28 protein-coding genes are annotated in these 26,115 nt (G+C 62.8%); 23 read left to right on the forward strand and 5 right to left on the reverse strand.

The genetic code is table 11. From position 1 onward, the window contains the following. The first annotated feature begins 4 nt into the window (after window positions 1-4). On the forward strand, window positions 5-415 hold the full coding sequence (gene ndk, locus HMPREF2635_RS03050) for a nucleoside-diphosphate kinase (protein ID WP_039676402.1): 411 nt from the start codon (window positions 5-7) through the stop codon (window positions 413-415). Window positions 416-535: 120 nt separating this feature from the next. Here ndk and HMPREF2635_RS03055 read toward each other — a convergent pair whose 3' ends face one another. Then, entirely contained in the window at window positions 536-886 is a 351-nt protein-coding gene (locus HMPREF2635_RS03055; protein ID WP_046648980.1) for an ArsR/SmtB family transcription factor, read from the reverse strand. 112 nt (window positions 887-998) lie between these two features. Here HMPREF2635_RS03055 and arsB point away from each other — a divergent pair, with 112 nt between their 5' ends. Beyond that, window positions 999-2,063, forward strand: coding sequence for an ACR3 family arsenite efflux transporter (gene arsB, locus HMPREF2635_RS03060; protein WP_049157134.1), 1,065 nt, complete (start codon window positions 999-1,001; stop codon window positions 2,061-2,063). Here arsB and HMPREF2635_RS03065 read toward each other — a convergent pair. After that, window positions 2,060-2,863 (reverse strand): hypothetical protein, encoded by an 804-nt coding sequence (locus HMPREF2635_RS03065; protein WP_049157132.1) that lies wholly within the window; start codon window positions 2,861-2,863, stop codon window positions 2,060-2,062. The two genes, arsB and HMPREF2635_RS03065, sit on opposite strands and share 4 nt — an antisense overlap. Before the next feature lie 157 nt (window positions 2,864-3,020). On the opposite strand from HMPREF2635_RS03065, the gene HMPREF2635_RS03070 reads away from it, so the two are divergent. From HMPREF2635_RS03070 to HMPREF2635_RS03170, 21 genes are all read left to right on the forward strand, one after another. After that, window positions 3,021-6,272 (forward strand): translation initiation factor IF-2 N-terminal domain-containing protein, encoded by a 3,252-nt coding sequence (locus HMPREF2635_RS03070; RefSeq protein WP_070546653.1) that lies wholly within the window; start codon window positions 3,021-3,023, stop codon window positions 6,270-6,272. 201 nt (window positions 6,273-6,473) lie between these two features. Further along, the gene (gene rplU / locus HMPREF2635_RS03075) at window positions 6,474-6,779 is read left to right on the forward strand and encodes a 50S ribosomal protein L21 (protein WP_010190885.1); all 306 of its coding nucleotides are present in this window, start codon (window positions 6,474-6,476) and stop codon (window positions 6,777-6,779) included. A gap of 43 nt (window positions 6,780-6,822) precedes the next feature. Continuing rightward, complete coding sequence (rpmA, locus tag HMPREF2635_RS03080; protein ID WP_010190882.1) at window positions 6,823-7,101, forward strand: 50S ribosomal protein L27; 279 nt, start codon at window positions 6,823-6,825, stop codon at window positions 7,099-7,101. A gap of 160 nt (window positions 7,102-7,261) precedes the next feature. Continuing rightward, the gene (obgE, locus tag HMPREF2635_RS03085) at window positions 7,262-8,791 is read left to right on the forward strand and encodes a GTPase ObgE (protein WP_049157130.1); all 1,530 of its coding nucleotides are present in this window, start codon (window positions 7,262-7,264) and stop codon (window positions 8,789-8,791) included. Window positions 8,792-8,882: 91 nt separating this feature from the next. After that, window positions 8,883-10,043: a glutamate 5-kinase gene (gene proB / locus HMPREF2635_RS03090; protein ID WP_232751595.1), complete on the forward strand. Its 1,161-nt coding sequence runs from the start codon at window positions 8,883-8,885 to the stop codon at window positions 10,041-10,043. Continuing rightward, entirely contained in the window at window positions 10,043-10,972 is a 930-nt protein-coding gene (locus HMPREF2635_RS03095) for a D-isomer specific 2-hydroxyacid dehydrogenase family protein (RefSeq protein ID WP_070509961.1), read from the forward strand. Before proB ends, HMPREF2635_RS03095 begins: the two co-directional genes overlap by 1 nt. A gap of 15 nt (window positions 10,973-10,987) precedes the next feature. Then, entirely contained in the window at window positions 10,988-11,893 is a 906-nt protein-coding gene (locus tag HMPREF2635_RS03100) for a D-isomer specific 2-hydroxyacid dehydrogenase family protein (protein ID WP_070546655.1), read from the forward strand. Further along, window positions 11,893-12,399: a DUF1707 SHOCT-like domain-containing protein gene (locus tag HMPREF2635_RS03105; protein WP_070546657.1), complete on the forward strand. Its 507-nt coding sequence runs from the start codon at window positions 11,893-11,895 to the stop codon at window positions 12,397-12,399. Before HMPREF2635_RS03100 ends, HMPREF2635_RS03105 begins: the two co-directional genes overlap by 1 nt. Window positions 12,400-12,473: 74 nt before the next feature. Continuing rightward, on the forward strand, window positions 12,474-13,742 hold the full coding sequence (locus HMPREF2635_RS03110) for a glutamate-5-semialdehyde dehydrogenase (protein ID WP_070546661.1): 1,269 nt from the start codon (window positions 12,474-12,476) through the stop codon (window positions 13,740-13,742). Window positions 13,743-13,893: 151 nt separating this feature from the next. After that, the gene (locus HMPREF2635_RS03115) at window positions 13,894-15,237 is read left to right on the forward strand and encodes an RNA-binding domain-containing protein (RefSeq protein WP_246824834.1); all 1,344 of its coding nucleotides are present in this window, start codon (window positions 13,894-13,896) and stop codon (window positions 15,235-15,237) included. A 193-nt stretch (window positions 15,238-15,430) separates the two neighbouring features. Beyond that, entirely contained in the window at window positions 15,431-16,336 is a 906-nt protein-coding gene (locus HMPREF2635_RS03120) for a cutinase family protein (protein WP_049156476.1), read from the forward strand. A gap of 10 nt (window positions 16,337-16,346) precedes the next feature. Continuing rightward, window positions 16,347-17,195: a cutinase family protein gene (locus tag HMPREF2635_RS03125; RefSeq protein ID WP_246824835.1), complete on the forward strand. Its 849-nt coding sequence runs from the start codon at window positions 16,347-16,349 to the stop codon at window positions 17,193-17,195. Then, a complete protein-coding gene (nadD, locus tag HMPREF2635_RS03130) occupies window positions 17,188-17,805 on the forward strand; it encodes a nicotinate-nucleotide adenylyltransferase (RefSeq protein ID WP_049156470.1) in 618 nt (205 codons plus the stop codon). The genes HMPREF2635_RS03125 and nadD overlap by 8 nt, the downstream gene beginning before the upstream one ends. Window positions 17,806-17,901: 96 nt before the next feature. After that, a complete protein-coding gene (rsfS, locus tag HMPREF2635_RS03135; RefSeq protein ID WP_046648992.1) occupies window positions 17,902-18,369 on the forward strand; it encodes a ribosome silencing factor in 468 nt (155 codons plus the stop codon). Beyond that, complete coding sequence (locus tag HMPREF2635_RS03140) at window positions 18,366-19,064, forward strand: histidine phosphatase family protein (protein ID WP_070517903.1); 699 nt, start codon at window positions 18,366-18,368, stop codon at window positions 19,062-19,064. Before rsfS ends, HMPREF2635_RS03140 begins: the two co-directional genes overlap by 4 nt. Next, the gene (locus HMPREF2635_RS03145) at window positions 19,064-19,852 is read left to right on the forward strand and encodes a DegV family protein (RefSeq protein WP_046648993.1); all 789 of its coding nucleotides are present in this window, start codon (window positions 19,064-19,066) and stop codon (window positions 19,850-19,852) included. Before HMPREF2635_RS03140 ends, HMPREF2635_RS03145 begins: the two co-directional genes overlap by 1 nt. Window positions 19,853-19,956: 104 nt before the next feature. After that, window positions 19,957-20,559, forward strand: coding sequence for a ComEA family DNA-binding protein (locus HMPREF2635_RS03150; protein WP_070517932.1), 603 nt, complete (start codon window positions 19,957-19,959; stop codon window positions 20,557-20,559). Then, window positions 20,556-21,806 (forward strand): ComEC/Rec2 family competence protein, encoded by a 1,251-nt coding sequence (locus HMPREF2635_RS03155; protein ID WP_070517902.1) that lies wholly within the window; start codon window positions 20,556-20,558, stop codon window positions 21,804-21,806. Before HMPREF2635_RS03150 ends, HMPREF2635_RS03155 begins: the two co-directional genes overlap by 4 nt. Continuing rightward, window positions 21,803-22,750 (forward strand): DNA polymerase III subunit delta, encoded by a 948-nt coding sequence (gene holA, locus HMPREF2635_RS03160; protein ID WP_070509990.1) that lies wholly within the window; start codon window positions 21,803-21,805, stop codon window positions 22,748-22,750. The genes HMPREF2635_RS03155 and holA overlap by 4 nt, the downstream gene beginning before the upstream one ends. Window positions 22,751-22,761: 11 nt before the next feature. Beyond that, a complete protein-coding gene (locus tag HMPREF2635_RS03165; protein ID WP_049156457.1) occupies window positions 22,762-23,130 on the forward strand; it encodes an ankyrin repeat domain-containing protein in 369 nt (122 codons plus the stop codon). Beyond that, window positions 23,127-23,768: a LysE family translocator gene (locus HMPREF2635_RS03170; protein WP_070517901.1), complete on the forward strand. Its 642-nt coding sequence runs from the start codon at window positions 23,127-23,129 to the stop codon at window positions 23,766-23,768. The genes HMPREF2635_RS03165 and HMPREF2635_RS03170 overlap by 4 nt, the downstream gene beginning before the upstream one ends. Here the strand turns inward: HMPREF2635_RS03170 and HMPREF2635_RS03175 are convergent. From HMPREF2635_RS03175 to rpsT, 3 genes are read right to left on the reverse strand one after another with little or no spacing between them, the layout of a single operon-like run. Then, window positions 23,765-24,943 carry a type II restriction enzyme gene (locus HMPREF2635_RS03175; protein WP_246819879.1) on the reverse strand — a complete coding sequence of 393 codons (1,179 nt, stop codon included), beginning with the start codon at window positions 24,941-24,943 and terminating at the stop codon, window positions 23,765-23,767. The genes HMPREF2635_RS03170 and HMPREF2635_RS03175 overlap by 4 nt on opposite strands. Continuing rightward, complete coding sequence (locus HMPREF2635_RS03180) at window positions 24,936-25,745, reverse strand: DNA adenine methylase (protein WP_070546683.1); 810 nt, start codon at window positions 25,743-25,745, stop codon at window positions 24,936-24,938. Before HMPREF2635_RS03180 ends, HMPREF2635_RS03175 begins: the two co-directional genes overlap by 8 nt. After that, complete coding sequence (gene rpsT, locus HMPREF2635_RS03185) at window positions 25,746-26,009, reverse strand: 30S ribosomal protein S20 (protein ID WP_010190855.1); 264 nt, start codon at window positions 26,007-26,009, stop codon at window positions 25,746-25,748. Window positions 26,010-26,115 lie beyond the last annotated feature (106 nt).

Here is a 26,115-nt window from a genome sequence, read left to right on the forward strand (position 1 = left end):
CCCTATGACTGAACGTACACTGATTCTCATCAAGCCGGACGGCGTCAAGAACGGCCACGTGGGCGAGATTATCTCCCGCATCGAGCGCAAGGGCCTGAAGCTCGTCGCCATGGATCTGCGCGTCGCCGACGAGGAGACCGCAAAGAAGCACTACGCCGAGCACGAGGACAAGCCTTTCTTCGGCGAGCTCGTTGACTTCATCACCTCTGCACCGTTGGTTGCTGGCATCGTCGAGGGCGAGTCCGCTATCGCCGCATGGCGTCAGCTGGCCGGTGGCACCCACCCGGTGGAGAAGGCTACCCCGGGTACCATTCGCGGTGACTTCGCTCTGACCGTTGGCGAGAACGTCGTCCACGGTTCCGACTCCCCGGAGTCCGCTGAGCGCGAGATCTCCATCTGGTTCCCGAACCTCTAACTATGATTACCGCGCTGAGCGCGTAACGAAGCCCGAGCATAGCGCTCGGGCTTTTGTCATTTCTGACCCTTAACCCGAACCCGTCCTGTGTGCTCGAGCGCAGATCCGATCAGGTACCGGTTAGTCGAACGACAGCAGCGTGCGCAAGGCCGCAAAAGCGTCTTTGTGCACCTGATGGGTGACGGTGCGGCCGCATTGCTGTCTGGATAGCAAGCCGGCTTCCCGCAGGCGCGCTAGGTGGTGCGAGACCGTGGGCTGACTCAGCGCAGTGAGCTCGGTGAGTTCCGTGACGCTCATGGGCCCACAGCCTTCATCACACAGGATGGACAAAAGACGCAGGCGGGCAGGGTCTGCCAGCACTTTGAATTGCTGCGAAAAATGCCTCGCCTCGGCGTCGCTGAGCGGGCCTGTGCTTAAGGAGCAACACTCAGTGCTGGGCGCGCTGGTTTCGGGCGTGGAAGAGGAAGCCATGCGATCAGTATAGGGGTTATCCTTGCACCCTACGTTATATTGACGCGTATCAATACGTGCTGTATATTGCATGTTTGTATTGTCCATTGTTTAACGTCGAAGGAGGGGGGACATGGCTGTGTCGCAGCGCCCGAAGTTGTCTTTTCTTGACCGATTTTTACCCATGTGGATCATTCTGGCGATGGCTGCCGGACTGCTCATTGGCCACTTCATTCCCGGGATTGGCCAAGCCTTGGGCGCCGTTGAAATCGGCGGGATTTCCATCCCGATCGCCATTGGTCTCCTCGTCATGATGTACCCACCCTTGGCCAAGGTTCGCTACGAGAAGACCAAGGAAATTGCCACGGATGGCCGCCTCATGGCGGTATCGCTCGTCCTCAACTGGCTGGTGGGGCCGGCGTTTATGTTTACCCTGGCGTGGCTGTTCTTGGCGGACCAGCCGGAGCTGCGCACCGGCCTCATCATCGTGGGCCTTGCTCGCTGTATCGCCATGGTGCTTGTGTGGTCGGACCTCTCATGCGCTGACCGCGAGGCAACGGCTGTGCTTGTCGCCCTGAACTCCATCTTCCAGGTCGCTATGTTTGGTGTTCTGGGTTGGTTCTACCTGCGCGTCCTCCCCGGATGGCTGGGCCTGGACACGACGAGCGCTGACTTTTCCTTCTGGGCCATCGTCAAGGCCGTACTCGTCTTCTTGGGCATACCGTTCCTGTTGGGTGCGCTGTCTCGCGTGTGGGGCGAAAAGGTAAAAGGACGGGAATGGTTTGAGAACCGCTTCCTCCCAGCCGTATCGCCCCTGGCCATGATTGGTCTGCTGTACACAATTGTGTTGCTCTTTTCCCTGCAGGGCGAGCACATTGTGGAGCAGCCAGCAACGGTAGTGCGCGTGGCCGTGCCGCTGGTTATCTACTTCGTGGGCATGTTTGTGCTGTCGCTGGGCGTAGCAAAGGCCGTTGGCATGAATTACGCGCAGTCTGCCAGCGTGGCGTTCACTGCAGCAGGAAACAACTTTGAGCTTGCTATTGCAGTATCCATCGGCACCTTCGGAGCGATGTCTGCTCAAGCCCTTGCCGGAACGATTGGTCCTCTTGTTGAGATTCCAGTCCTCGTTGGTCTGGTCTATTTCATACTTTGGATTGGCCCGAAACTCTTCCCGGGAGATGCCACTCTTCCGCGCTAGCGCGTGCGTGCAGCGTCCATGCTGCGCACGCCAGCTTCGGTCAGAGTGATGTTAAAGGTCCGCTCACCACTCCACTTGATGAGACCAGGCAGTTTCACCACGCCGGCCGCTTCGAGTTCACGGAGTTCTTCTTCGAGCCCCTCCTCGTAGCCGATCAGCCGCCCCAGCTCAGAGATGGAGGTGGTATTGCCAGTGACTGCACCGGCGGCGACTAGCCCGCTGAGGACTTCCGGGTGAGTTTCTACTGCGGCGATGCTCGCTTGAGTGACGCCTTCGAGGCTTCCTTGTTCGGTGATGGCCTTGATGCGTCGCTTGCCCACTCGGTAGGAGGTGGTACCGAAAGCGCGGCCACCGAAGATGAACGCAGGGATGGAGAAAGCAGTAAGTCCAGCGGCGATAAGGATAGGGTTGGGTGAGACATCGCCGATAATCCCGGTGGATTTAATTCCCTCAGTGATGAGAGGGGAGAAGATAGCAAGCACCGGTAGAAAATAGGCGAGAAGAGGGTAATCGCCCGCCCGGTACTCTTCTTGGGAGGCCTGCACCAACCTCGGCTCGCTGCGAATGATGCGGAAGACTCCGTAGAGCATCACCATGATGAGTACCGCGTAGACCGGGACCGCGTAGGGGTAAGGGAGGTCAACGGCGCGAAGGCCGGAGGCGATGCCCGCGGGCACGGCCACGGTCACAATATCCCGCAGTGCAATCTCGTTACGAGCGCGCGCCTGCGCCACTGTGCGTGGCGCGTGGACAGGTATTTTCCGCTCTGCCGGTGTGTTTGTGGGCGCGCTGTCGGACATAGCGGCGATACTAACATGTGAGCCTCGGTCGAGCTCTGTGCCAGAATGGAAGGCACTGACAACTAAATAAAGATGAAGAGAATTTTTTCAAAGTCTCACCGCCGTGTGGCGGCAACCTGCGCCCGGGGTGAGCACAACGTCAGGAGATTAGCCACTGATGGCATCCAAGAAGAAAACAGAAACAGAAGAAGCACGCACTGAATCGACGTTGGCCGCGGCTGTAGCGGGGATTGACCGCGAGGCGCTCGCGCCTAAGACTCGCCTTTATGCCTTGGCTAAGCAGGTGGGCGTGGCCTCCAAGGAATTGGTGGCCCAGTTCGCGGAGATGGGCATCAAGAAGTCCGCACAATCCACACTTACGCCGGAGGAGGTGGGTCAGCTTATCGATGCCCTCGTGCCAGCCACTGAGGACACCAATCAGGCCGCCGCCGAGGACGCCGAGCAGGCTGCAGTCACGGCCGATGCTGCGCAGACCCCCGAAGAACCTGTCGAAGAAACTACTGAAGCCCCGGCTGAGGAAAAGCCGGAGAAGACGGTGAAGAAGAAGCGCACCAAGCGCGCGGCGAAGCGCGTGAGCAAGGCAGGCAAGAAGGCTGAGCCGAAGGAGCAGGCAGAGGAACCCGCACCGGAAGAGTCTGCTGCGCAACAGGATGGCGCGGGGGAGCCGCAGGAAGCTGCACAGGCACAGGACTCGACACAGGATACTGAACAGGCCGGGCAGCCGGAGCAGCTGAGCGAGGAAGAAGAAAAGCTGCGCGAGCGCGTGCGCAAGAACGTTGATAACGAGATTTCGCAGATCGTCGACAAGGTCGATGCCGAAATGCTGCACGAGGCGCTCGCCGAGGCCGGTGATAGCGACGAGGACGACGAGCTCACTCCGCTGATCACCCCGATGGCTGAGGAAGACCCGGACGTGTACGACTTCGCGCCGGTCTTCATGGCGCCGAAGATCACTCCGCTGGCCAAGCGTCAGAAGTCAGAAAAACGCGAGGAAGAAATCGAGGAAGATTCGGCACCGGCAAGCCAGCCGCGCGGTCGCCGTCGCGGCAGCCGCGGTACCTCTCGTGGCCGCGGAGCAGAAGGCCGCGGGGTAGTCCGCGAGGAAGTCGAGCACATCGACGAGCCGAAGGCGATTAAGGGCTCAACCCGCATCGAGGCGCAGCGTCGCCGCCGTGCGGAGCTGCGGGAGAAGGGCCGCGAGCGCCAGCACATCGTCTCCCAAGCGGAGTTTTTGGCGCGCCGCGAATCTGTAGAGCGCACCATGGTGGTGCGCGATAAGCAGCGTACCGACGGCGCTGGCATCATCACCCAGGTTGGTGTGCTGGAGGATGATCTCCTGGTCGAGCACTTTGTCACGACCGAGACGCACCCTTCCCAGATTGGCAATATCTACTTGGGCCGCGTGCAAAATGTCTTGCCTTCGATGGAGGCCGCCTTCGTCGATATCGGACAGGGCCGAAACGGCGTGCTGTACGCGGGAGACATCGACTGGCGCGCCCTGGGCATTGGTGGGCGCAGCCGCAAGGTGGAAAACGCGCTGAAGTCCGGTGACCAAGTCCTGGTCCAGGTGGCCAAGGATCCCATCGGGCACAAGGGCGCACGTTTGACCACTCAGATTTCCCTGGCCGGTCGTTTCCTGGTGTATGTGCCGGGCGGGCGCAGCGCGGGCATTTCCCGCAAGCTGCCGGCGCCGGAGCGCAAGCGCCTCAAGGGGATTCTGGAGCGCGTCATCCCGGGGGATGGCGGCGCCATCATCCGCACCGCAGCGGAAAACGTGTCGGAGGAGGACATCGCGTCCGACGTCAACCGCCTCCACTCATTGTGGGAGGACATTAGCGCCCGCGCCGCGCACGAAAAGGCAACGAAGGGCGCCAAGCCGGTCACCCTGTACGAAGAGCCGGACCTGCTCATCAAGGTGGTGCGTGACCTTTTCAACGAGGACTTCAGCACCTTGGTGGTGGACGGCAAGCGTTCCTACAACACGGTCAGCGCCTACGTTGATTCCATGGCGCATGACTTGGCCGACCGCGTGGTGCGATACGACGCCCGCGAGCACGATGGCGAGGATGCCTTCAGCGCCTACCGCATTGATGAGCAGCTGCAGAAGGCCCTGGGCCGCAAGGTGTGGCTGCCGTCTGGCGGCACCCTCGTCATCGACCGCACTGAGGCCATGACGGTCATTGACGTCAACACGGGCAAGTTCACCGGCTCCGGCGGCAACCTGGAAGAGACGGTGACGCGAAATAACCTCGAGGCGGCCGAGGAGATCGTGCGCCAGATGCGCCTGCGCGATATCGGCGGCATGATCGTCGTGGACTTCATCGATATGGTCTTGCCGGAAAACCAGGATCTGGTGCTGCGCCGCCTCAAGGAAGCGTTGGGGCGCGACCGGACTCGTCACCAGGTTTCTGAGGTCACCTCACTGGGCTTGGTGCAGATGACGCGCAAGCGCGTGGGCACCGGCCTCATCGAGACTTTCTCCACCGAGTGCGAGGCCTGCCATGGCCGAGGAATCATCATTCACGAGTACCCGGTTGATGAGGAGACGGAAGAGGATAACTCGAAGCCGCAGCGCCGCGGCCGTAAGGAACGCCGTGCACCGCAGCGCGATCCGAAGAAGCACCCGGCCGCCGTCCGTATGCATCGCGAGGACGACGATGCCGCTTCCGAGCATGAGGCTGCCCGTGCTGACAATGAAGAAGCAGCGCGCGACGAAGAATCTTCGCTGGAGGAACTCGTGGCCAGCGTGGTCGTCGTGGACGACGATGACGCGGAGACGCCGGATAGCGCGTCCATTGGCTACGCGGTAGCGGAAAGCCTGGAAGCGAAGCGATCGAAGCCGAAATCCAAGCAGAAGCGCTCGCGCAAGCCGCGCCGGGCAACGCGTACCTTCCGGGAGCCACAGCGCGAGGAGACGAGTGAGGGCTTGCGCGCGCAGCAAGGCAAGCAGGATAGGAACGCTAAGAACGCTGAAGCGGAGAAGAAGTCCTCCGCACAGCGCTCGGAGCCAACCTACGAGGAAGCCGTCGAGGCTTTCGAGAACTCGCCGCGCCGCAAGCGCCGCACACGCGGAAATTCCCGTTCGGATATTCGCCCGAAGCGCGAAGACTTTGCACAGGGCGAGACCCCAGCCAAGGACGCTCCGCTGGCCACCTCTAAAAAGGAGGCCAAGGCAGAGCGCAAGGCCGCGGAGTCGGGCGAGAACATGAACGTGCGCGCGACCCGCAGCCGCGGTCGCCGCCGAGTGGTGCGCAAGATGGCGCAGAGCCAATCCGCGCCGGCACCGAAGGAACGCGGTAGGGGCGCGGAGCACAGCACTGAGGCGAAGGAGCGCGAGGAGACTACGGCGTCGACAAGGCGCAGGGGCGGGCGCGGGAGGCGTCGAGTAGCACGGCGCAGGTCGCGCTAGAAAAGGCGTTTTGCCTTTTCGCCCCCTCACGGGGTAGTCTTTGACAGTCGCTGTTTAGACCATGAATGCGCTCGATGGGACGCGCTGCGGTTTCCGCACGTCTCTCGCGGATGTGGTTCTAAACGCCAATGTCCAATGTCCATTCGTTAGCGGCACCACCCAGCTGCTAGCGAGCCGAGTTTAGATAAGGGGTAGCCCTCTATGTACGCGATCGTCAAGACCGGCGGAAAGCAGTACAAGGTTGCTGAAGGTGACCTCGTCAAGGTCGAGAAGATCGAGGGTGAGCCGGGTTCCTCCGTTGCTCTCACCCCGGTTCTGCTCGTCGATGGCGCAACCGTCAAGTCGAAGGCCGCAGACCTCGAGAAGGTCTCCGTCTCCGCTGAAATTGTCGAGCAGGGCAAGGGCCCGAAGATCGACATCCTCAAGTACAAGAACAAGACTGGTTACAAGCGTCGCCTCGGTCACCGTCAGCCGGTGACCACGCTGAAGATTACCGGTATCAAGTAAGCCTTAACCGGCACTAATTCATCCCTGAAGGAGGGAAAACCACATGGCACACAAGAAGGGTGCTTCCAGCTCCAGCAACGGTCGCGATTCTGAGTCCAAGCGTCTCGGCGTCAAGCGCTTCGGTGGTCAGCAGGTTAAGGCCGGCGAGATCATCGTGCGTCAGCGCGGCACCAAGTTCCACCCGGGTGAGAACGTTGGTCGCGGCGGCGACGATACCCTGTTCGCTCTCGCTGCAGGCTCTGTTGAGTTCGGCGTCAAGCGTGGCCGTCGTCTGGTCAACATTGTTCCGGCTGAAGAGGCTGCTGCAGAAGCAACTGCCTAAGAGCTTCATGGCTTAATCCCGAGCGTTTGCTCGGGATTTTGTCGTTTTCACGCGGCCGGCGTGGCGGGAGAGCGTGGAGAAGACTAAAGGGGCCGTGGGCTTCAGATCCCCGGCAGTGCTCAACTAGGACGGTATGCCAGGAACCGTTAGACTAACGGGCATGGCACGATTCATTGACCGAGTGGTTTTGCACCTGCAGGCAGGCGATGGCGGACACGGCTGCGCCTCCGTTCACCGCGAAAAGTTCAAGCCGCTCGGCGGGCCCGATGGCGGCAACGGCGGCCACGGCGGAGACATCTTGCTGGAGGTCTCAACCCAAATCCATACGCTGATGGACTTTCACTACCGCCCGCACATCAAATCCGAGCGTGGCGGCAACGGTGCTGGCGACTGGCGCAACGGCGCGCGCGGCAAGGACCTCATTCTGGAGGTGCCGGCAGGCACCGTGGTCTATACCGAGGATGGGGAGATGCTCGCGGACCTCACGGTCCCGGGGACCCGCTTCGTGGCTGCGGAGGGCGGTTTCGGCGGACTTGGTAACGCAGCACTGGCCTCGGCTGCTCGTAAGGCTCCGGGCTTTGCGCTGCAGGGAGAACCTGGTGAGGCGCGCGATCTCATCCTGGAGCTGAAGTCCATGGCGGACGTCGGCCTCGTGGGCTTTCCTTCCGCGGGTAAGTCCTCCCTTATTTCTGTTCTCTCGGCGGCCAAGCCGAAGATTGGTGACTATCCTTTCACCACCCTCCAGCCCAACCTGGGCGTAGTGGACATGGGCCATGAGTCTTTCACCATGGCGGATGTTCCGGGCCTGATCCCTGGGGCCGCCGAGGGCAAGGGCTTGGGACTCGACTTCTTGCGCCACATCGAGCGCACCGCGGTCCTGGCCCACGTGGTGGATACCGCCTCCATCGAGCCGGGCCGCGATCCGCTCTCTGATATCGAGGCCCTCGAGACCGAGCTGGCCAAGTACCAAGAGCTGCTGGAGCAGGACACCGGCCTGGGGGATCTGCGCGAGCGCCCGCGCGTCATCATCCTCAACAAGGCGGACATTCCCGAGGCCGAAGAGCTAGCAGAATTTGTCAAGGGTGACCTCGAAGAGAAGTACGGCTGGCCCGTCTTCATCATTTCCGCAGTCGCGCGCAAGGGCCTCGACCCGCTGAAGTACAAGCTCATGGAGATGGTCAACGAGCACCGCAAGGCTCAGCCCAAGGTCGCCGCGGACAAGAACCACACCATTATTCAGCCGAAGTCCGTGGGCAAGAAAAAGAAGGGCAGGTTCGCCGACTTCACCGTCACCCCAGACCCCGAGGTGGAGGGCGGCTTCATCGTCGAAGGCGAAAAGATCGACCGCTGGATCCGCCAGACGGACTTCGAAAACGACGAGGCCGTGGGCTACCTTGCGGACCGCCTTGCCAAGGCCGGTGTCGAAGAGGAACTGCACCGCCAAGGCGCGCAGGAAGGCTGCCCCGTGACCATCGGGGACATCACCTTCGAGTACGAGCCCATGGCTGGTGGCCGCGCGACCGACGCTGGCCGCGGACAGGATGGCCGCCTCATGAGCACCGAGCGAGTCTCGGCTGCCGAGCGTAAGCGCGCTTCCCAGGCGCGCCGCGGTCTCGTCGACGAGTTCGACTTTGGCACGGATGGGGAGGTCACGCGCGAGTCCGCAAACCGCGATCGCTGGCAGGGCTAGCCCGGTATACTGAGCCGGTATGTCATCCGAACACGACAACCAGATCGACTATCCTCTTCCCCTCGAACCCTTTGAGGGTCCAACCCCGGACATGGACTATCCGGAGACGACCACGCTGTCGGAAAAATCCAGTGGTTTTTCCTCACCCCTGCGTGAGGAGATCTCCAAGGCCAAGCGCATCGTCATCAAGATCGGCTCCTCGTCGTTGACGCGCGATGACTTCGTGACCTCGACTGAGAAGATCGACAAGATCGTTGACGCTGTGTGCGCCCGCATGAATGTCTCGGACATCATCATCGTCTCATCCGGTGCGGTGGCTGCGGGCATGGGCCCGCTGGGCCTGACCACGCGCCCCACCGATTTAGCCACCAAGCAGGCAGCTGCCGCGGTGGGCCAGGTCCACCTCGCCTACGAGTGGGGCGTGTCCTTCGCCCGCTATAACCGCACCATTGGGCAGGTGCTGCTGACCGCGTCGGACGTCGGCAAGCGCGATCGCGCCCGCAACGCCCAGCGCACCATTGACCGCCTGCGCCAGATGCGCACGGTGCCCATCGTTAATGAGAATGACACCGTCGCGACCTCCGAGATGCACTTCGGTGATAACGACCGCCTCTCCGCGCTCGTGGCCAACTTGGTTGGCGCGGATGCCCTCTTCCTCTTCTCCGACGTGGACGGCCTTTATGACAAGAACCCGGCGGAGCCCGATGCCAAGTTCGTCGAGGAGGTGCGCACCGGCAAGGACCTCAAGGCGGTTGTTGCTGGTGACGGCGGCAAGGTCGGCACCGGTGGCATGGCCACGAAGGTCTCTGCTGCGCGCTTGGCCACCCGCGGCGGCATTCCCGTGCTGCTGACCTCGGCGGATAACATCGGACAGGCGCTTGACGACGCCTCCGTAGGCACCGTCTTCCACACCCGTGAGGAGCGCCGCCTGTCTGCGTGGAAGTTCTGGGCGCTCTACTGCGCGGATACCGGCGGCTCGCTGCGCCTCGACGAGGGCGCCATGGAAGCCGTGGTCCGCGGCGGAAACTCCCTGTTGGCCGTGGGCATCACGGATATCAAGGGTGAGTTCAGCGCCGGTGAGATCGTGGACATTATGGGCCCCAAGGGCCAGGTCATTGGCCGCGGTGAGGTGGGCTATGACTCCGCCACGCTGCGCAACCTGCTGGGCAAGCACACCGAGGAGCTGCCGGAGGACATGCGCCGCCCGGTTGTTCACGCCGACTACCTGTCCAATTTCGCGTCCCGAATTTAATGCGCTATTTCATGGGCCCCGATGTGTGGGCAGCGACCGTGGCAGATATCGACGCAGCCGGGCACGAGCGCGTGGAGAGCTTGGCGGAAGCCGAGGTCTTTGTGAACACCGCCTCGGACCCGGCGCAGACCCCGGAGATTCCGGAGAATATCCAGTGGGTGCAATACTGCTTCACCGGGGTGAACCGCCATATCGAGGCCGGGCTCATCCGGCCGGATGGCCTGCCGTGGTGCAACTCCGCCGGCGCTTTTGCCAAGCCCGTGGCGGAATCCGCGCTGGGGCTCATGCTCTCCCAGGCGCACCACCACAAGGCTTTCGCGCTGGCGAAGTCCTGGTCGGTGGCGCGTGAGCTCGATGAATCCCAGGCCTGGCTCTATGACCAACAGGGGCCTACGCGCGTGCTCATCGTGGGCGCGGGAGGAATCGGCACGCAGCTCATGGCCTATCTCCGGCCCTTTGGCGTGCACATCACCGCGGTGAACCGCTCGGGCCGCCCAGTGGACGGCGCGGACGTAACACTCCCTATCGAGCGCGTCGACGAAGCATGGGGCGAGGCGGATTTCGTGGTGAGCATTCTGCCGGCGACAGAAGCGACGGAAGCTCTCTTTGATGCTGCGGTGTTCCGCGCCATGAAGCGCTCGGCGGTGTTTATCAACGTCGGCCGCGGCAGCACCGTAGTCACTGATGATCTCGTGGATGCACTGCGCACGGGCGAGATCGCGGGAGCGGGCCTCGAGGTCATGGATCCGGAGCCGCTTCCGGATGGCCACCCGCTCTATGAGCTTCCCAACGCTACGCTGACCCCGCACATGGCGGCCTCGGATCACGTGGCCCAGTACCACCTGGGTGCTATCTTCAATGCCAACGCCGCCGCGTGGGAGCGCGGCGAGGATATGCCCACGCGCGTCGACCCGGACGCCGGATACTAGCTAAGGAGGATGTGCATGAAGTACGCCATCGAACCACACCCGTGGGAGGAAACCATCGAGGTGCTTGACGCCGCGGGCTTTGAGCGCGCCCGGCTAGATGAGGCCTCCTTCCTCATCTACACCGGCGACGGCACCGACTTCCCGGACCCGCTGCCGGAGAACATTGGTTTCGTGCAGATTCCTTCGGCGGGCGTGGACCACGTGCTCGACGCAATGAAGGGGAGCAGCGTGCCGTGGTCAAACGCCGCCGGGGTCTATGACAACACGGTGGCGGAATCCACCATCGCGCTGCTTCTGGCGCAGCTGCACGCGCACCGTCGCGTCAACGGCACGTTTGATTCTTATGCAGAGATGGAGGCCCACACCTCCTACCTCTACGACGATAAGACGGTGGCCATTATTGGTGCCGGTGGCATTGGCAAGCGTCTGATTAGCATGCTGTCTGGTTTCGGGCCGCGCATCATTGCGGTCAACCGCTCCGGCAACCCGGTCGAGGGCGCGGAGGAGACTTACCCGATTTCTGAAGTGGACAAGGTCTGGCCGAAGGCGGATTACTTCGTCCTTATCGCTCCGCTGACCCCGGAGACCCGCCACATGGTGGATGCGGAAGCTTTTAAGCAGATGCCGGATCACGCGGTCGTGGTCAACGTGGGCCGCGGCCCGCTCATCAACACCGAGGACCTCCTCGCAGCACTCGAGTCGGGCGAGATCGCGGGTGCCGCACTCGACGTCACCGACCCCGAACCGTTGCCGGAGGATCACCCGCTATGGCAGGATAAGCGCGTGGTTATCACCCCGCACATTGCCAATACGCAGCGCTCCGTGCGCGAGAAGATTGGCGCGCACACCATCAAGGTGGCCAAGGCTTTCGCGGCGGGGGAGGAGCTGCCCACTCTGGTTGACCCGAAGGCAGGTTATTAATGGAGAACCCCGATATCCGCGTTGGTGATGCGGAGCGTTCTGCGGCCCTGGAGCAGTTGAGCCAGCACTTCGTCAACGGTGCGTTGGGCCCCGATGAATTTGAGCAGCGCACCGGCGAGGCTGCCGCGGCGCGCACGCGCGGAGACGTCGAAAAGCTCTTTGCGGACCTGCCGGAGCTTTCCACCCCAAGCGCCACAACACCCGCACGCCGCCACGAGGCGGAGTTGGAGGACATGCTCTCCCGCGGCCGCAAGGTGCAGATAGTGGATTCCGTCATCTGGTCGGTGGCGATGATTGCGCTCTTCCTGGGCCTCTTTGTCTTCGACTGGAGCTATTTCTGGATCTCGCCCGTCATCGCGTTCTTCGCTTCCTGGGCTGCGCGCGGGGTGTTGAAGTTCAGCGAGTCGGATGAAGAGCTCTTTGATGAGCTTTCCGAAGGAGAAAAGAAAAAGCGCGCCGAGCGCCTGCGTGCCGCGGCGGAGCGCCGCCGCGAGCTCGAGGCCTAACTAAGGGCCGATCCGCGCCCATAGCTGCACAAAATCCCTGACAAGCGGGCAGACCTTCCGTACGCTGGTATGGCATGAGCAACACCGAACGTGAAGAAGTTCTGTCCAAAGCCCGCGCCGCCAAGGCGGTGGCGCCGCAGTTCGCGCAGCTGACCACCCCGCGCAAGAACGAGATTCTCAATCGCGCCGCGGAAAACCTCATCGCGCACACCGAGGACATCCTCGCTGCTAACCAGCTCGATATCGAAGCCGGCCGCGCCAACGGTATGTCCGAGTCCCTCATCGACCGCCTGTCGCTGGACGCCGCCCGCATCGAGGGCATTGCCGGCGGCCTGCGCCAGGTAGCTTCCCTCCAGGACCCGGTAGGGGAGATCCTGCAGGGCCGCACCATGGATAACGGCATCCAGATGAAGCAGGTTCGTGTGCCGCTCGGCGTGATGGGCATGGTCTACGAGGCCCGCCCGAACGTCACCGTCGATGCCTTCGGCCTGGCCCTGAAGTCCGGCAACGTGCCGCTGCTGCGCGGTTCCAAGTCCGCGAAGAACTCCAACGCTAAGCTCGTGGAGCTCCTCCAAGACACCCTCGTGGAATTCGATCTGCCACGCGAAGGCGTGCAGCTTCTGCCCTGTGAGACCCACGATTCCGTGCAGGACCTCATCACCGCCCGCGGCCTGGTGGACCTGGTCATCCCGCGCGGCGGCGCGCGCCTTATCAACGCTGTGGTGGAAAACGCCACCGTCCCCGCCATCGAGACGGGTACCGGCAATTGCCACTTCTACGTCGATGCCTCCGCTGACCTGGACAAGGCTACCGATATGGTGATCAACGGCAAGACCCGCCGCACCTCGGTGTGCAATGCTACGGAAGGCGTGCTGATCGACGCCGCGCTTGACGACGCCGCAAAGCTCCGCATCATCACCTCCCTCCAGGAGGCAGGCGTCACCATCCACGGCGATGTGAAGGAGCTCGAAGCCTTCGGCGTTAAGGACGCCGTGGAGGCCACCGACGAAGAGTGGCGCGAAGAATTCCTCTCCATGGATATCTGCGCCAAGGTGGTCGATGGCGTCAACGGCGCCATCGCGCACATTGCTGAGTACACCACCGGCCACACTGAGGCCATCGCCGCCCAGGACGCTGACGTGCTGCTGACCTTCGCCAACGAGGTGGATGCTGCGGCCGTCATGCTCAACGCCTCCACCGCGTTTACTGACGGTGAGGTCTACGGCATGGGCGCGGAAATCGGCATCTCCACTCAGAAGTTGCACGCGCGCGGCCCGATGGCTCTGCCGGAGCTGACGTCTACCAAGTGGGTGCTGCAGGGCACCGGCCAGACCCGCCCCTAGGGACAGCTAGAAAAGCTACTCGAAAGGTACTCGAAAGGAATTTTTCGAGCCTGACCTGCGCAAAACATCCTACTCGAAAAATTTTCGAGTAGGATGTTTCTCTGTGAGTCTACAGCGAAACTTTCACGAAGAGCCACGGTTGCTTTTGAGTGTGCCTGAAGATCAGTGGTTCGACCGCAAATCGTTCCGAATCAAGCCTAAGGATTTGGCCAAGACAATCGTCGGAATGGCTAATGCTGAGGGTGGCGTTGTTGCCGTGGGGATTACGGATCGTGAGTTTGATGGTCTCCCTACCGCGGGTCAGGGGAACGATTTGCGGCAGACCGCGTTGGACCATACGGATCCGACCGTTAAAGTTCGCATCGAAACGCTCGAAATTGACGAGGGCGTAGAGGTGTTCCTCTTTCATATCCTGCCCAGCGAGCGTGTTCACTATTTAAGGTCGGGGGAGTGCTACCTGCGGGTGGGAGACGAGTCTAGGCATCTCAAGGCCGATGACATCCTCGAGCTTCGATACACCAAGGGCGAGCAGCAGTACGATGCTACTGTGCCGGCGCATGCTAGCTCAGAAGATCTCGATATGTCCTTAGTCGAAAATTACGCTGACATTATCGGTTCGTCTTCCGGCGTAGATTCACTCAACGCGCGGAATCTGATTGACCGCCAGGGGCGTCCGCGGACCGCCGCGCTCTTGCTGTTTGGAAAGAATCCGCAAGAGTTTTTCCCGAATGCTCACATCCGAGTACTTCGCTTCGCAGAAGATGAGCGCCTGCCAGGTCAGCAACAGCAGTTGATGGAAGACCGTCGCTTTGATGGTCCGTTGCCTGATCAGATCCGTGCAGCACAAGAGGTAATCGGTGGGATGCTGCCGACGGTTCGTAGGTTGTCGGGGGCGGGGTTATTTGAGGACGAGAATCTCATTCCGCATGATGTGTGGCTGGAAGGCCTAGTTAACGCTGTTGTGCACCGTTCATACAGTATGTCGGGTGATCATATTCGATTTGAGGTGTACCCCAGTCGGATTGAGATTTCTAGCCCCGGACGTTTTCCGGGTCTTGTTGATCCCGCTAAGCCTGAATCGATAGCACGTTTCGCGCGTAACCCCCTCATTGCACGCGTTACTGCTGAGTTACGCATAGGCCAAGAACTGGGCGAGGGCATCCGGCGTATGTTCGCTGGTATGCGCCGCGTCGGTTTTGCTGATCCCTCTTATGTGCAGACCAGTGGCAGCGTTGTTCTGACGTTGAAGGCAATTCAACGATTGAACGAGCAAGTGCTGCAGGATTTGCCCCGCCATGCTGAAGGGGCGTTGGCAGCGTTGGAAACGAGCGCACGTCCAATGTCTACGGGAGAAGTGGCCGAAGCTCTTGGCGTGTCAATTCCATCTGTGCGTCGTGCATTGCAAGCCATGCGTGACAAGGGGCTTGTGAAATGGAGGGGTAATGGTCCGCGCGATCCGCGGGCAGTGTGGTTTGTTGAGGGGCCTTTTGGGTGAGCTGAGTAGAGCTCGAAAGCTACTCGAAAGCTACTCGAAAGGAATTTTTCGAGCCTGACCTGCGCAAAACATCCTACTCGAAAACTTTTCGAGTAGATTGTTCGCCTTGTGTGGGGTTCGTGCTGCGCGGCGGGACAGGACTGGGTACTCTAAAGCGCGGTAATAACAAAGAACTGATTGGTGCCTTCCGCTCATGCTGTCCCGCATTGCTTCCTCCGTCGCCGCCGCCGTCGTGGCCGCGGCCGCCCTCATCGTCCCGAACACCGTATCTGCACCCGCCGCGCATGCCGACGAACAGTGCCCCGCCGTGGTCGTCGTCGCCGCGCGCGGCTCCGGCCAGAACGGCCAGATCTATCCCACCCAGTACTCCAACCAGGGTGGCCGAGCCTCCAATGGGTGGGAAGGCGAATCCATTCGCGCCATGTTGCACGGCGCTGAAGCGCGCTATCAGGCAACACACGGTGGCAACTCGCTGATGAAGGATGTCTACGTGCTGGGGCTGGAGCCGCAATACTACCCGGCGACGTACCCGGAGTATTCCGTGCCGAACGAGTCGCTTCCCACCACCGCGGCCGACTTGGTGCGCCTAGCCGCACAGTACGCCAACCCGGTCATCAACACCGCGGTCTCCGCCATCAACCAGTTCATGTACTCCGTACAGACCGGCAAGCGCGGCGTGACCAGCGCCATCAACAACTACGAGGCCGCTACCGGCTGCCACCCGCAGTACATCCTGTCCGGCTACTCCCAAGGTGCTATGGTCCTGTCCAACCACGAGCTGGAGCTAGCCCACCGCGGCCAGCTCGCCGGTGTCGTGACCTTTGGCAACCCGCTGACCCGCGCCGGGGATCCGGCCGTTGTCGGTGCGACCCAGGGCGCAGGCGGCCCGATGGGCCACTTCCCGCAGATGCGCGCCAACGTCAGCCGCGTGGACTACTGCCTGCCCCTCGATGCCGTGTGCGACCTCTCCGCCCACACCCTCTACGCCGCTAAGCCCACTGGCGGCTCCCACGGCCAGTACTTCTTCACCTACCACGAGTGGGATAACCAGGTCTACGATTCCATCGGCCGCATGGTAGACAGCGTTCGTTTCCGCTAAACAGGAAAGGGTGAAGCCTCTTCCTCTTAGCATGTGTGCCGCGCTTGGCGCAGCAGCGTTTCTCCTGAACGTTCCTGCGGCCTCGGCGGGCGGTATCGACACCTGCCCCGACACCGCGGTGCTTGTCGCGCGCGGCTCGGACCAGAACGAGGAGCAAGGCGAATACGTGGGCCCGCAGCGCTACTCCGTGCATGCGCCAGAGTCCACGGGCTTTGAGGGACGTAACTTTGCTGCGCTGTTCCACCAGGTTGAGCAGCGCCACCCGGGCGCTATGGATGGCGTCTATGTGCTAGCGCTCGACCCGGAATCCTATCCCGCCGCCATGAACCTGCCACCCTTGGCGCAGGAGGGTGAGGACCTCGGCCCGCGTGAACTCGTGCAGCGAACCGTGGAGATCCTCCAGGAGCACCCCATCGGGGAGTTGGCATACTCGGTGACACTGGGAGCCGCCGATAGTCTGCGCACCGGTGTCCGCAACGCCCCGAAGGTGGTCGAAGACTATGAATCCACCACCGGCTGCCACCCGCGCTGGGTGGCCGCCGGCTACTCGCAGGGCGCGCTCGTCGCGACAAGCGCCCAAAGCTACCTCGCTGATACCGGGCGCCTGCATGCAGTGCTGACGTTCGGCAATCCGCTCCACCAGGTGCCGTGGGTTCAGAACCGCGCCGGGCTACCGGAGCACCGCTCCGTCGATTATTGCTTGGACGGTGACTTCGTCTGCGACTTCTCCCCGGAAGCCGCCAACCGAGCGTTAGCCACGAAGGCCAAGCGCCATGCCTCCTACTTCCTGGGGGAGCCTACCGAGCAGGACGTGCAGGTCATTGATGCTGTGGCCGGTATACTCACCAGCCATGACTAGTCCACAACGCATCGGCATCATGGGTGGCACCTTCGATCCGATCCACAACGGCCACCTCGTCGCTGCTAGCGAGGTAGCCCACCGTTTCCGCCTCGATACGGTGGTCTTTGTGCCCACCGGCCAGCCCTGGCAGAAGGCAGATAAGCAGGTCACCGCCGCCGAGCATCGCTACCTGATGACCATGGTGGCCACCGCTTCAAACCCGCGCTTTACCGTCTCCCGCGTAGACATTGACCGCGAGGGCCCCACCTACACCATCGATACGCTGCGGGACTTGCGCGAGCTTTTCCCCGATGCCGAGCTCTACTTCATTACCGGTGCGGATTCTGTCGCTTCCATCATGAGCTGGCGGAACTGGGAAGAGATGCTGGAGATGGCGCACTTCGTTGGCGTGACCCGCCCCGGCTACGAGCTACGCAAGGACATGTTGCCGGAGGGCTCCCAAGACGACATCGAGCTGATCGAGATTCCCGCCATGGCCATTTCCTCCACCGATTGCCGCGCCCGCGCCGAGCAGGGCCAGCCGGTGTGGTACCTGGTGCCGGATGGGGTGGTGCAATACATCGCCAAGAATCACCTCTACAGCCCGCACCCGGAAAAACCGCTGTAGTATCCGCGCAGAGGCGGGGGGAATTCGACTAGGAAAATGCGCCTTGTCGTGTAAGACTAGAGTTCTTAAGAGAAAAGTACTTGTGTAGGGATTGTCATGTCGATTACTGATGAAGCACGCCAGATGGCGGAAACCGCCGCCTTGGCTGCGGATGAAAAGCTGGCCACCAACATTGCCGCTATTGACGTTTCCGACGTGCTGGCGATTACCGAGGTCTTCGTCTTGGCCTCCGCCGATACCGAGCGCCAAGTGGCGTCCATCGTCGAGGAAGTCGAGGACGAGCTGACCAAGCAGGGCTTTGAGCCCAAGCGCCGCGAAGGCAATCGTGAGAACCGGTGGGTCTTGCTCGATTACGGCCCCATCGTGGTCCACGTCCAGCGCAACGATCAGCGCGAGTTTTACGGCCTGGATCGCCTCTACCACGACTGCCCGCTTCTCGACATCCCCGGTCTGGACACCCCGGAACGCCCCGGCGAGTGGTCTGATGAAGTCAACCCGCGCGACGTGGACTCGATCGATGAGATTCCCCTGGCCCAGCCAGAGCCGGAAGATGACGAATTATGACCCGCCGTCTCCTCCTCATCCGCCACGGGCAAACTACCTACAACGCCACCGGACGGATGCAGGGGCACCTGGACACCGAGCTGTCGGACGTAGGGTACTCCCAAGCGCGCGCTGCTGCTGACCTGCTCGAGGATAAAGGCATCACCGCGGTTGTCGCCTCGGACCTCATCCGTGCCCGCGAAACCGCTGAGATCATCGCCCGTCACTTGGGGCTTGCAGTAACCGTCGATAAGCGCCTGCGTGAAACCCACCTGGGGGAGTGGCAGGGGATGACCTCCGCCGAGGTGGATGAGCAGTACCCCGGGGCGCGTGCGCTGTGGCGCCACGACCCCACCTGGGCGCCGCCGCAGGGCGAAAGCCGCGTCGATGTGGCCAACCGAGCCCGCCCGGTCATTGATGAGCTCATGCAGGAGCACTCCGACTGGGATGAAGGCGCGGTGCTTGTCGTCGCGCACGGCGGCGCCATTTCCGCGCTGACCTGCCACCTTTTGGGCCTTGAGCATCACCAGTACGGGATTCTTTCCGGTCTGAAAAACACCCATTGGTCGCAGCTGACCGCGCGGCCTGAGTTCGACGCCGCTCGTCCGCTCTCCCCGCTGGAATTCACCCCGGAGAACGTCAGCCGCGCCCAGTGGTACTTCGACGGCTGGAACATGGGCGGCGCCGTCGTTGGTGGCGCCGGGGCGGACGTCTAGTGATTCGCGTCGTCACCGATTCCGCCGCGGGGTTGCCGGCGGATATCGTCGAGGAGCTCGACATCTGCGTCGTGGACCTGCACGTCATGGAAAGCCACGGCAAAGATGGCGCGGAGCTGTCCACCTCTGGTCTGACTGCCTTGGAGCTAGCGGCCCTGTATGGCCGTCAGATGGAACGCTCCGGCGATGACGGGGTGCTAGCCATCCACCTGTCGAAGGAACTGTCCTCGACGTGGTCGGCGGCGGTGACTGCCTCCGGCGTTTTCCCCGACACCGTGCGCGTCATCGATTCCGGCACCGCGGGCATGGTCATGGGTGCCGCTGCCATGGCCGCAGCGAAGCTTGCCCAGGAAGGCGCCTCACTCGACGAGTGCTATGCCGCCGCCATCAACACCCTCGAGCGCGGGCACACCTTGGTCTATCTCAGCTCGACGGAGGAGCTGCGCCGTTCTGGGCGCATGTCCGCGGCCACGGCGATGCTGTCGACCGCGCTGCTGGCCACCAAGCCAATCATGGCGATTGAGGGCGGCAAGCTGGAGATGGTGGGCAAGACCCGCACCCAAACCAAGGCCTTTACCAAGCTCGTGGATCTGGTGGCCTCCCGCGCGGAGGGCAAGCCGGCGTTCATCGTGGTCCAGTACAACGAAGACAAGGTCTCGGCCCGCCGGCTGGAGGACCTGCTGCGCTTGGCGTTGCCGGATTCATCCTTCATGCTGGTGCCGCTTACCGACGTCCTCGCGGTCCACGTCGGCCCCGGAGCCATCGGCGTCTCCGCGGTCTTTAGCTGACGGCGGAGCCGAGCTAAAGACGTTGTTGATGTCTTCAACAAGTTATCCACAGGCTGCGGCTTAAGCCCTCGACGGGGGTGTGGGCGCTGCGTAGCGTCGCGGGCATGAACGCCATTGCTGATCGTCTCCGCGACCTCACCCGCCCCACCGGGGAAGAAGAACTGCTCAACGTCGACTTTCCGCGCGTGCGCGTGCCACCCTGGCTGGCGCTTGTCGTAGCAGGTTTAGCCGGCGTTGCGCTCCTCGCCTGGCTGGGGCTGAGCCGCAGCGCGGAGAACCCTTATGAGGTGGCCGCGCCGAGCAGCGAGGTGGCGGCCGACATCGTGGTCTCCGTCGTGGGCGACGTCGAGCAGCCGGGCCTGGTGACCTTGGCACCGGGCGCGCGCATCAACGACGCCCTTGAGGTGGCACGCCCGCGCGTGCCCACCGACAACCTCAACCTGGCGCAGAAGCTTAACGACGGCGAACAGATCACCGTCGGCGCTCCTCCCGCTGCCCTAGGCGCTGCGGCCGAAGACACTATCTCCCTCAACTCCGCCACCGTGGAGGAGCTCACTGAGCTTCCCGGGGTCGGGCCGGCCACGGCTGCGGCGATCATCGCGCACCGCGAGGAAGTCGGGAGCTTTACCACCGTGGAGCAACTCATGGACGTCTCCGGCATCGGACCGGCGAAGTTCGCGAAGCTCAAGGACAAGGTTCGGCCGTGAGGGAACTGCGGCTCGTACCCGCCGCGGTGGTCGCATGGTTGGCCACGCTCGCAGTACTTTTCGGCTACCCCTGGCTGCTGGGTGGGCTCGTGCTCTTCGCTTTAGCGCGCGGGCAGTGGCGTGGCCAGGGCATCTTGTGCGCGGCAAGTGGGGCCATCTTTGCCACCCTTGCGCATGTGCGCTCGGTGCGCGCGGCGGGCTTTCATTTTGGTTCGGAGGTGACGGGAAAACTTGCCGCCGACCCCACCCAGACCGCCTCCGGGTGGATGGTGCGCTTGCGCGTGCCCGGCTACCCGGCGCAGCTGCCGGTCTTCCTCAAGGAAAAACCGGAGGCCTTCAGCGGCTCCCTTGTCACGGTGCACGGTCACCCCGGTCCGTCTGACCGGGTAGGGGTAGGGCAGACCGTCTTCAGCGGCGAACTCACCGCGCACGCCCATAGCTGGACCGCCGCGGTGGCGGAGAACTTCCGCGCCGTGTGCGATAACGGCCTTATCCCTGGCATGGTGCTGGGCGATACCAGCCTGCAAAGCCCCGAGGACAAGCAGCTTTACATCGACACCGGGCTGTCGCACTTGAGTGCTGTGTCGGGCTCTAACGTCGCCATCGTGTGCACCGCGGCCGCGTTGGTGGTGCCGGGGCCGCGGGCGAGGGTGGGGGCGTCGGCAAGCGCGTTGGCGTTATTCGTGGCGCTGGTGGGGTGGGAGCCCTCCGTCCAGCGCGCCACCGTCGCTGGGCTGGCCGGTTTGGTGGCGGTGCTCCACTCCTCGAAGATGGAACCGCTCCATGCGCTCTCCCTCGGCGTGCTGTTCCTGCTCGCGGCGGACAGCGACCTAGCGGTCAGCTTTGGGTTCGCGCTCTCCGTGGCGGCGACCGCCGGCATCGTGGCGCTGACCCCGCTGCTGTTGCGCGTGCTGGGCACAGGTATTGTCGCCCGCGCCTTCGCCGTGGCCATCGCCGCGGATATCGTGACCATGCCGCTCATCGCGCTGATGTCCGGGCGGGTCTCGGTGGTCTCTGTCATCGCCAACGTGCTGGTGGCTCCGGTCGTGCCGGTCATCACCGTCGTGGGGCTTATCGCCGCCGCCCTGGCGCAGGTGGGGCTGGGCAGGCCGCTTGTGATCCTCATTGAGCCCTTGGCGGATTGGATCCACTTTGTCGCCTCCTCGATGCCCGTGACCACCGTGGCCGCCGGCCCTATTGCGGTCCTGTTGCTCGGCGGGTGGATCATCGCGGCGTTGCTAAGATGACAGGTATGTCTTCAGCCCCCGTGCACCTCATCCTCGGCGATGACGAATTCCTGGCCGAGCGCGCCCGCCTGAGTATCCAACACGGCGAAGTAACCAAGCTCAAGGCCTCCGAGGTGAGCGAAGGCGAAATCCTGGAAGCGACCAGCCCCTCCCTGTTTGGGGAGGACCGCGTCATCGTCATCAGTGATGTGGAGCGGGCCGGCAAGGAGGTCACGAAGATCCTCCTCGACGCCTGCGCCAACCCGATGCCCGGCATCACGCTCATTTTGATCTACTCGGTGACGGCGAAGACGCTGAAGAAAAAGAAGAAGCCGCCGGAGCTCATCGCGGCGCTGCGCAAGGCGGCCGAGGTGCATGAGGTCTTTTCCCTCTACCCGAACGAGCTCGCGCAGTGGGCTACCCGTGAGTTCGCCTCGCATGGGGTGCGCCCCACCCCGGATGTGGTGCAGGCGCTTCTCGACGGCGTCGGCTCCGACCTCCGCGAACTCGCCTCCGCCATCTCGCAGCTGGTCTTCGACACAGGTGGCAAGGTAACCCGCGAGGCGGTGCACGCGTATTACGTAGGCGTGGCAGAGGTGGCCAACTGGGATATCGCGGATGCTGCTGTGGCTGGCCGCGTGGAGGCGGCGGTCTCCACGTGCCGTCGAGCGCTGCAGTTAGGGGCGAGCCCCGTGGCCATCGCCTCGGCGCTGGCTAACAAGGTGGGCAATATCGCGCGGCTTTACTCCGCGCGCGGGGATCAGTATTCCCTGGCCTCCCAGACCGGCATGGCGCCCTACGCGGTAAAACTCACCCAACCGGTGGCGCGGCGCTGGTCGGGGGAGAATATCACCAAGGCCGTGATCCTCATGGCGGAGCTGGATGCTGCGGTCAAGGGCCAGGGCGGGGACGAGGACTTCGCCATCGAGGCGGCCGTTAAACGGGTGGCGGAGCTGGCGCGCTAGACTAACCCTCCATGGATGACATCCAGAACTTTGCCACCAAGCTTTTTGACTTTGCCCGCAACGGCGATGCCACGCTGCTCGAGTACATCAAGCAGGGCGTCAACGTGGACACGGTGAACCAGGACGGGCAGTCCTTCATTATGCTTGCCGCCTACCACGGCCATGCGGAGCTGGTACGCCAGCTCGCCGCGGCGGGGGCCGACGTCAACCTCCTCAACGACCGTGGCCAGTCGCCATTGGCCGGAGCGATTTTTAAGAAAGAAGACGCGGTGATCGACGCGCTTCTCGACGCCGGCGCCGACCCCTCCGCCGGCCAGCCTAATGCCCTCGACTCGGCCCGCATGTTCGGCCGCGAGGACCTTCTCGAGCGCCTGTCATGAGCTGGTCCGCGTTTGCGGCCATCCTCCTGATGAATCTCGTCGGTGCGGCAGCACCCGGCCCGGACATCGTCCTAGTGACGCGCTATGCCACGCGCTCGCGCCGCCACGCCATTGCGGCGGCGACGGGCATCCAGGTCGGCGTGCTGTTCTGGTGCACGCTGACCGTGTTCGGTGCGGCCGCCCTGCTCACCGCCTTCCCCGGTGTCCTCTCGTTGATTCAGGTGATCGGTGGCTGTTTCCTGGTGTTTATGGGCGTGCTCTCCATTCGCTCCGGGCTGGAGCTGCGCAAGCAGCCGCCCGTCGATGAGGAGGAGGCGGCCGCACGCTTGGGGTCGGTGGGCAAGGTCTTCCGCACGGGTTTGGCTACCAACTTGTCCAACCCGAAGATCGTGCTCTTCCTCGCCGCTATGGTCGCCCCGCTGCTGCCGCCGCACCCGCCGGTGTGGGTATCGGTGGCGCTGGTGCTGAGCTTGTCGTTGTCGAGCTACCTGCTTTTCGTGGTCCTCTCGACGGTCATTTCTACCCGCGCGATTCGCCGACGACTCTTGGCCGCGGGCCCGTGGATCGACATCGGCTCCGGAGCCTTCTTCGTGGTGGCTGGCTGCGCTCTGGTGTGGGCCGGCATCCAGGCCGCCTAGGCCTGCTCGAGTAGCTCCGCGAGCCACTGCGACCACGCCGCGACCGTGGCGGAGCGGCGGCGCAGGGTCGTATCGTTGAGTCCCAGGTGGGCCGCGCGCATGAAGACCAGTGCTTCTTCTTTGCTCACCATCCGGTGGGTATCCACGACGTGCTGCACCATGTTCCGGAACACCGGGCGGGAAGCCAGGGCCTCGACGAGGGTGAGATTGCGTTCATCGCGCGTGCCGCTCAGTTTGCTTAGGCCTAAGTAGCGGGCGGCGTTGCTGTAATAATCCGCCTGGCGCGGGGTAAAGCCAAATTCCTCGGGCATCTCCGCTTTGTCCACTGGGTTCTCCAGCAAGCTGATGACCCGCGCAAAGGAGTCCGCCTGTGGGAAAGGAACGCGCGTGCCCTCGACCTGAGTGCGAGCCAGCACCGCGCGCACCGTCGCGTCGGTCACGCCAGACTCGCCCAAAACATAGCGCGCCGCGCTTACGAGCTCGATGCTGCGGAAGTCCTCCGGCTGTCTAAACGCGTAGCGGTAGAAATGGAAAATGCCGTTGGAGTAGACCAGGTACACCGGCACCACCTCTTTATCCAGAGCCAGCGAGAAGCGGCGGAAAGGGAAATAAAGCTGGCGGATGTTGAAGTCGGGGGAGAGGTGGTTCTTCGCCTCCACGAGCACGAGGTGTTCGGCGGATTCGAAGCCGGCATCGATCTCCATCTGGGCGCGGTCCACCACCACGTCGCGCCCGCCGATACGCATGGGCAGCGTGAGCGTCGACATGCGCCCGCTGACCGTCGGCACCAGCTTACCGCCCAGGAAATCTTCGAGCATGCCGCTTAAGCTCGCCGCGGTCAGTGCCGCTGCCTCCGAGGTCAGGTTCTCGAAGTCAATGGACTGGATGTGGCTCGGAACCGGCATCGACTTCAGCGGCCCGGCCTGCTCCGGGAAAGGCTGGTACAGGTCAAAGCGGCCAATCAGGTAGGCATCGCGGCGAATCGGCAGCATGGACAAACCGTGCTTTCGAAACACTTCGGGGCGCGCCGCCGAAAAGTCATGCTTGGCCATCAACCGCGGCTCGCGGCCCGATAGCTCCTTAAGCTTCGCGGCGGGCAATACCGCAAAGCCCTGGTCCGCGATGTCGGCGGCGATGTGGGGGTAGACGAGGTCCCAGGCGGCGTCGTTAAGCATAATTGCGCACGAGCACCTCATCGACCTTGCCGCGCTTCGAGGCCACGGAGTTCACCGCGCGCGTGGCCCCCACGATGTCGATGTGGTAGTCCGCGTACAGCTCCTTGATGAAGTCCGTCGCGGAATTCGACAGCAGGAACTTCACCCCGCGGGCATTGAGGTCGTCGCAGGTTTCCTTCAGACGAATCTGGTCCGCGCGGCCAAAACCACCCGACTGGTAGCCGGTGAAATTGCTCGTGGGGTTGACCGGATCGTAGGGCGGGTCGAAGTAAACGAAATCCCCCTCGTTGGCCTCCACCGCGGCGTAGTCGCCGTTATAAAACGTCACGTCGTGGGAGGACAGGTACTCCGAAACCGCACGCAGATTGGGCTCATCGCAAATCTTCGGGTTGGCATAGCGGCCAAACGGGGCGTTGAACTGGCCGGCGTTATTCACCCGATAAAGCCCGTTGTAGCAGGTCTTATTCAAATAAATCGTGCGGGCAGCACGCTCAACGGGGCTTAAGTGCGCAAAACCCGGCTCGCGGTCGCGGGCGCGCATCTCGTAGAAGAAATCCGGATCATTCGGATAGCCCTTTAACAGGGCGATGAGCTCGTCCACGTTATCGCGGACCACCTCGTAGACGGTGATGAGCTCGGTGTTCAGGTCATTGACCCGGGCGCGTTCGGGCGCCAAAGAAAAAAGAACCGCTCCGCCGCCCAAGAAAGGCTCGACATAAGTATCGAAGCTCTCGGGCAGCACGGAGTGGATAGCGGGTAGCAGCTGGCGCTTTCCCCCGACCCACTTCAGGAGCGGTTTCATTTAGGCCATCTTGTTGAAGGCGGTGGCCATGCCGGACTTCTTGTTAGCCGCAGTGTTGCGGTGGAAGACGCCCTTAGACACGGACTTGTCCAGTGCGCGGGAGGCAACGCGCAGCTGCTTCTCGGCTGCAGCCTTGTCACCAGCGGCGACGGCCTCACGGAACTTGCGGATCTCGGTACGCACGGCGGAGCGTACGGACTTGTTGCGCTGACGAGACTTCTCGTTGGTCAGGATGCGCTTCTGCTTGGACTTGATGTTTGCCATCGTTATACCTCTTAGAGTCGTAGGAATGTGCAACCGAGGAAGGCGGACCCAAGGTCCTGACCGCCAGCGTGCCCCGGCATCCCAAAAAATTTAGCAGGGCTCGGAC

The sequence above is a fragment of the Corynebacterium sp. HMSC035E02 genome, assembly GCF_001836065.1.
GTDB lineage: Bacteria > Actinomycetota > Actinomycetes > Mycobacteriales > Mycobacteriaceae > Corynebacterium > Corynebacterium hiratae.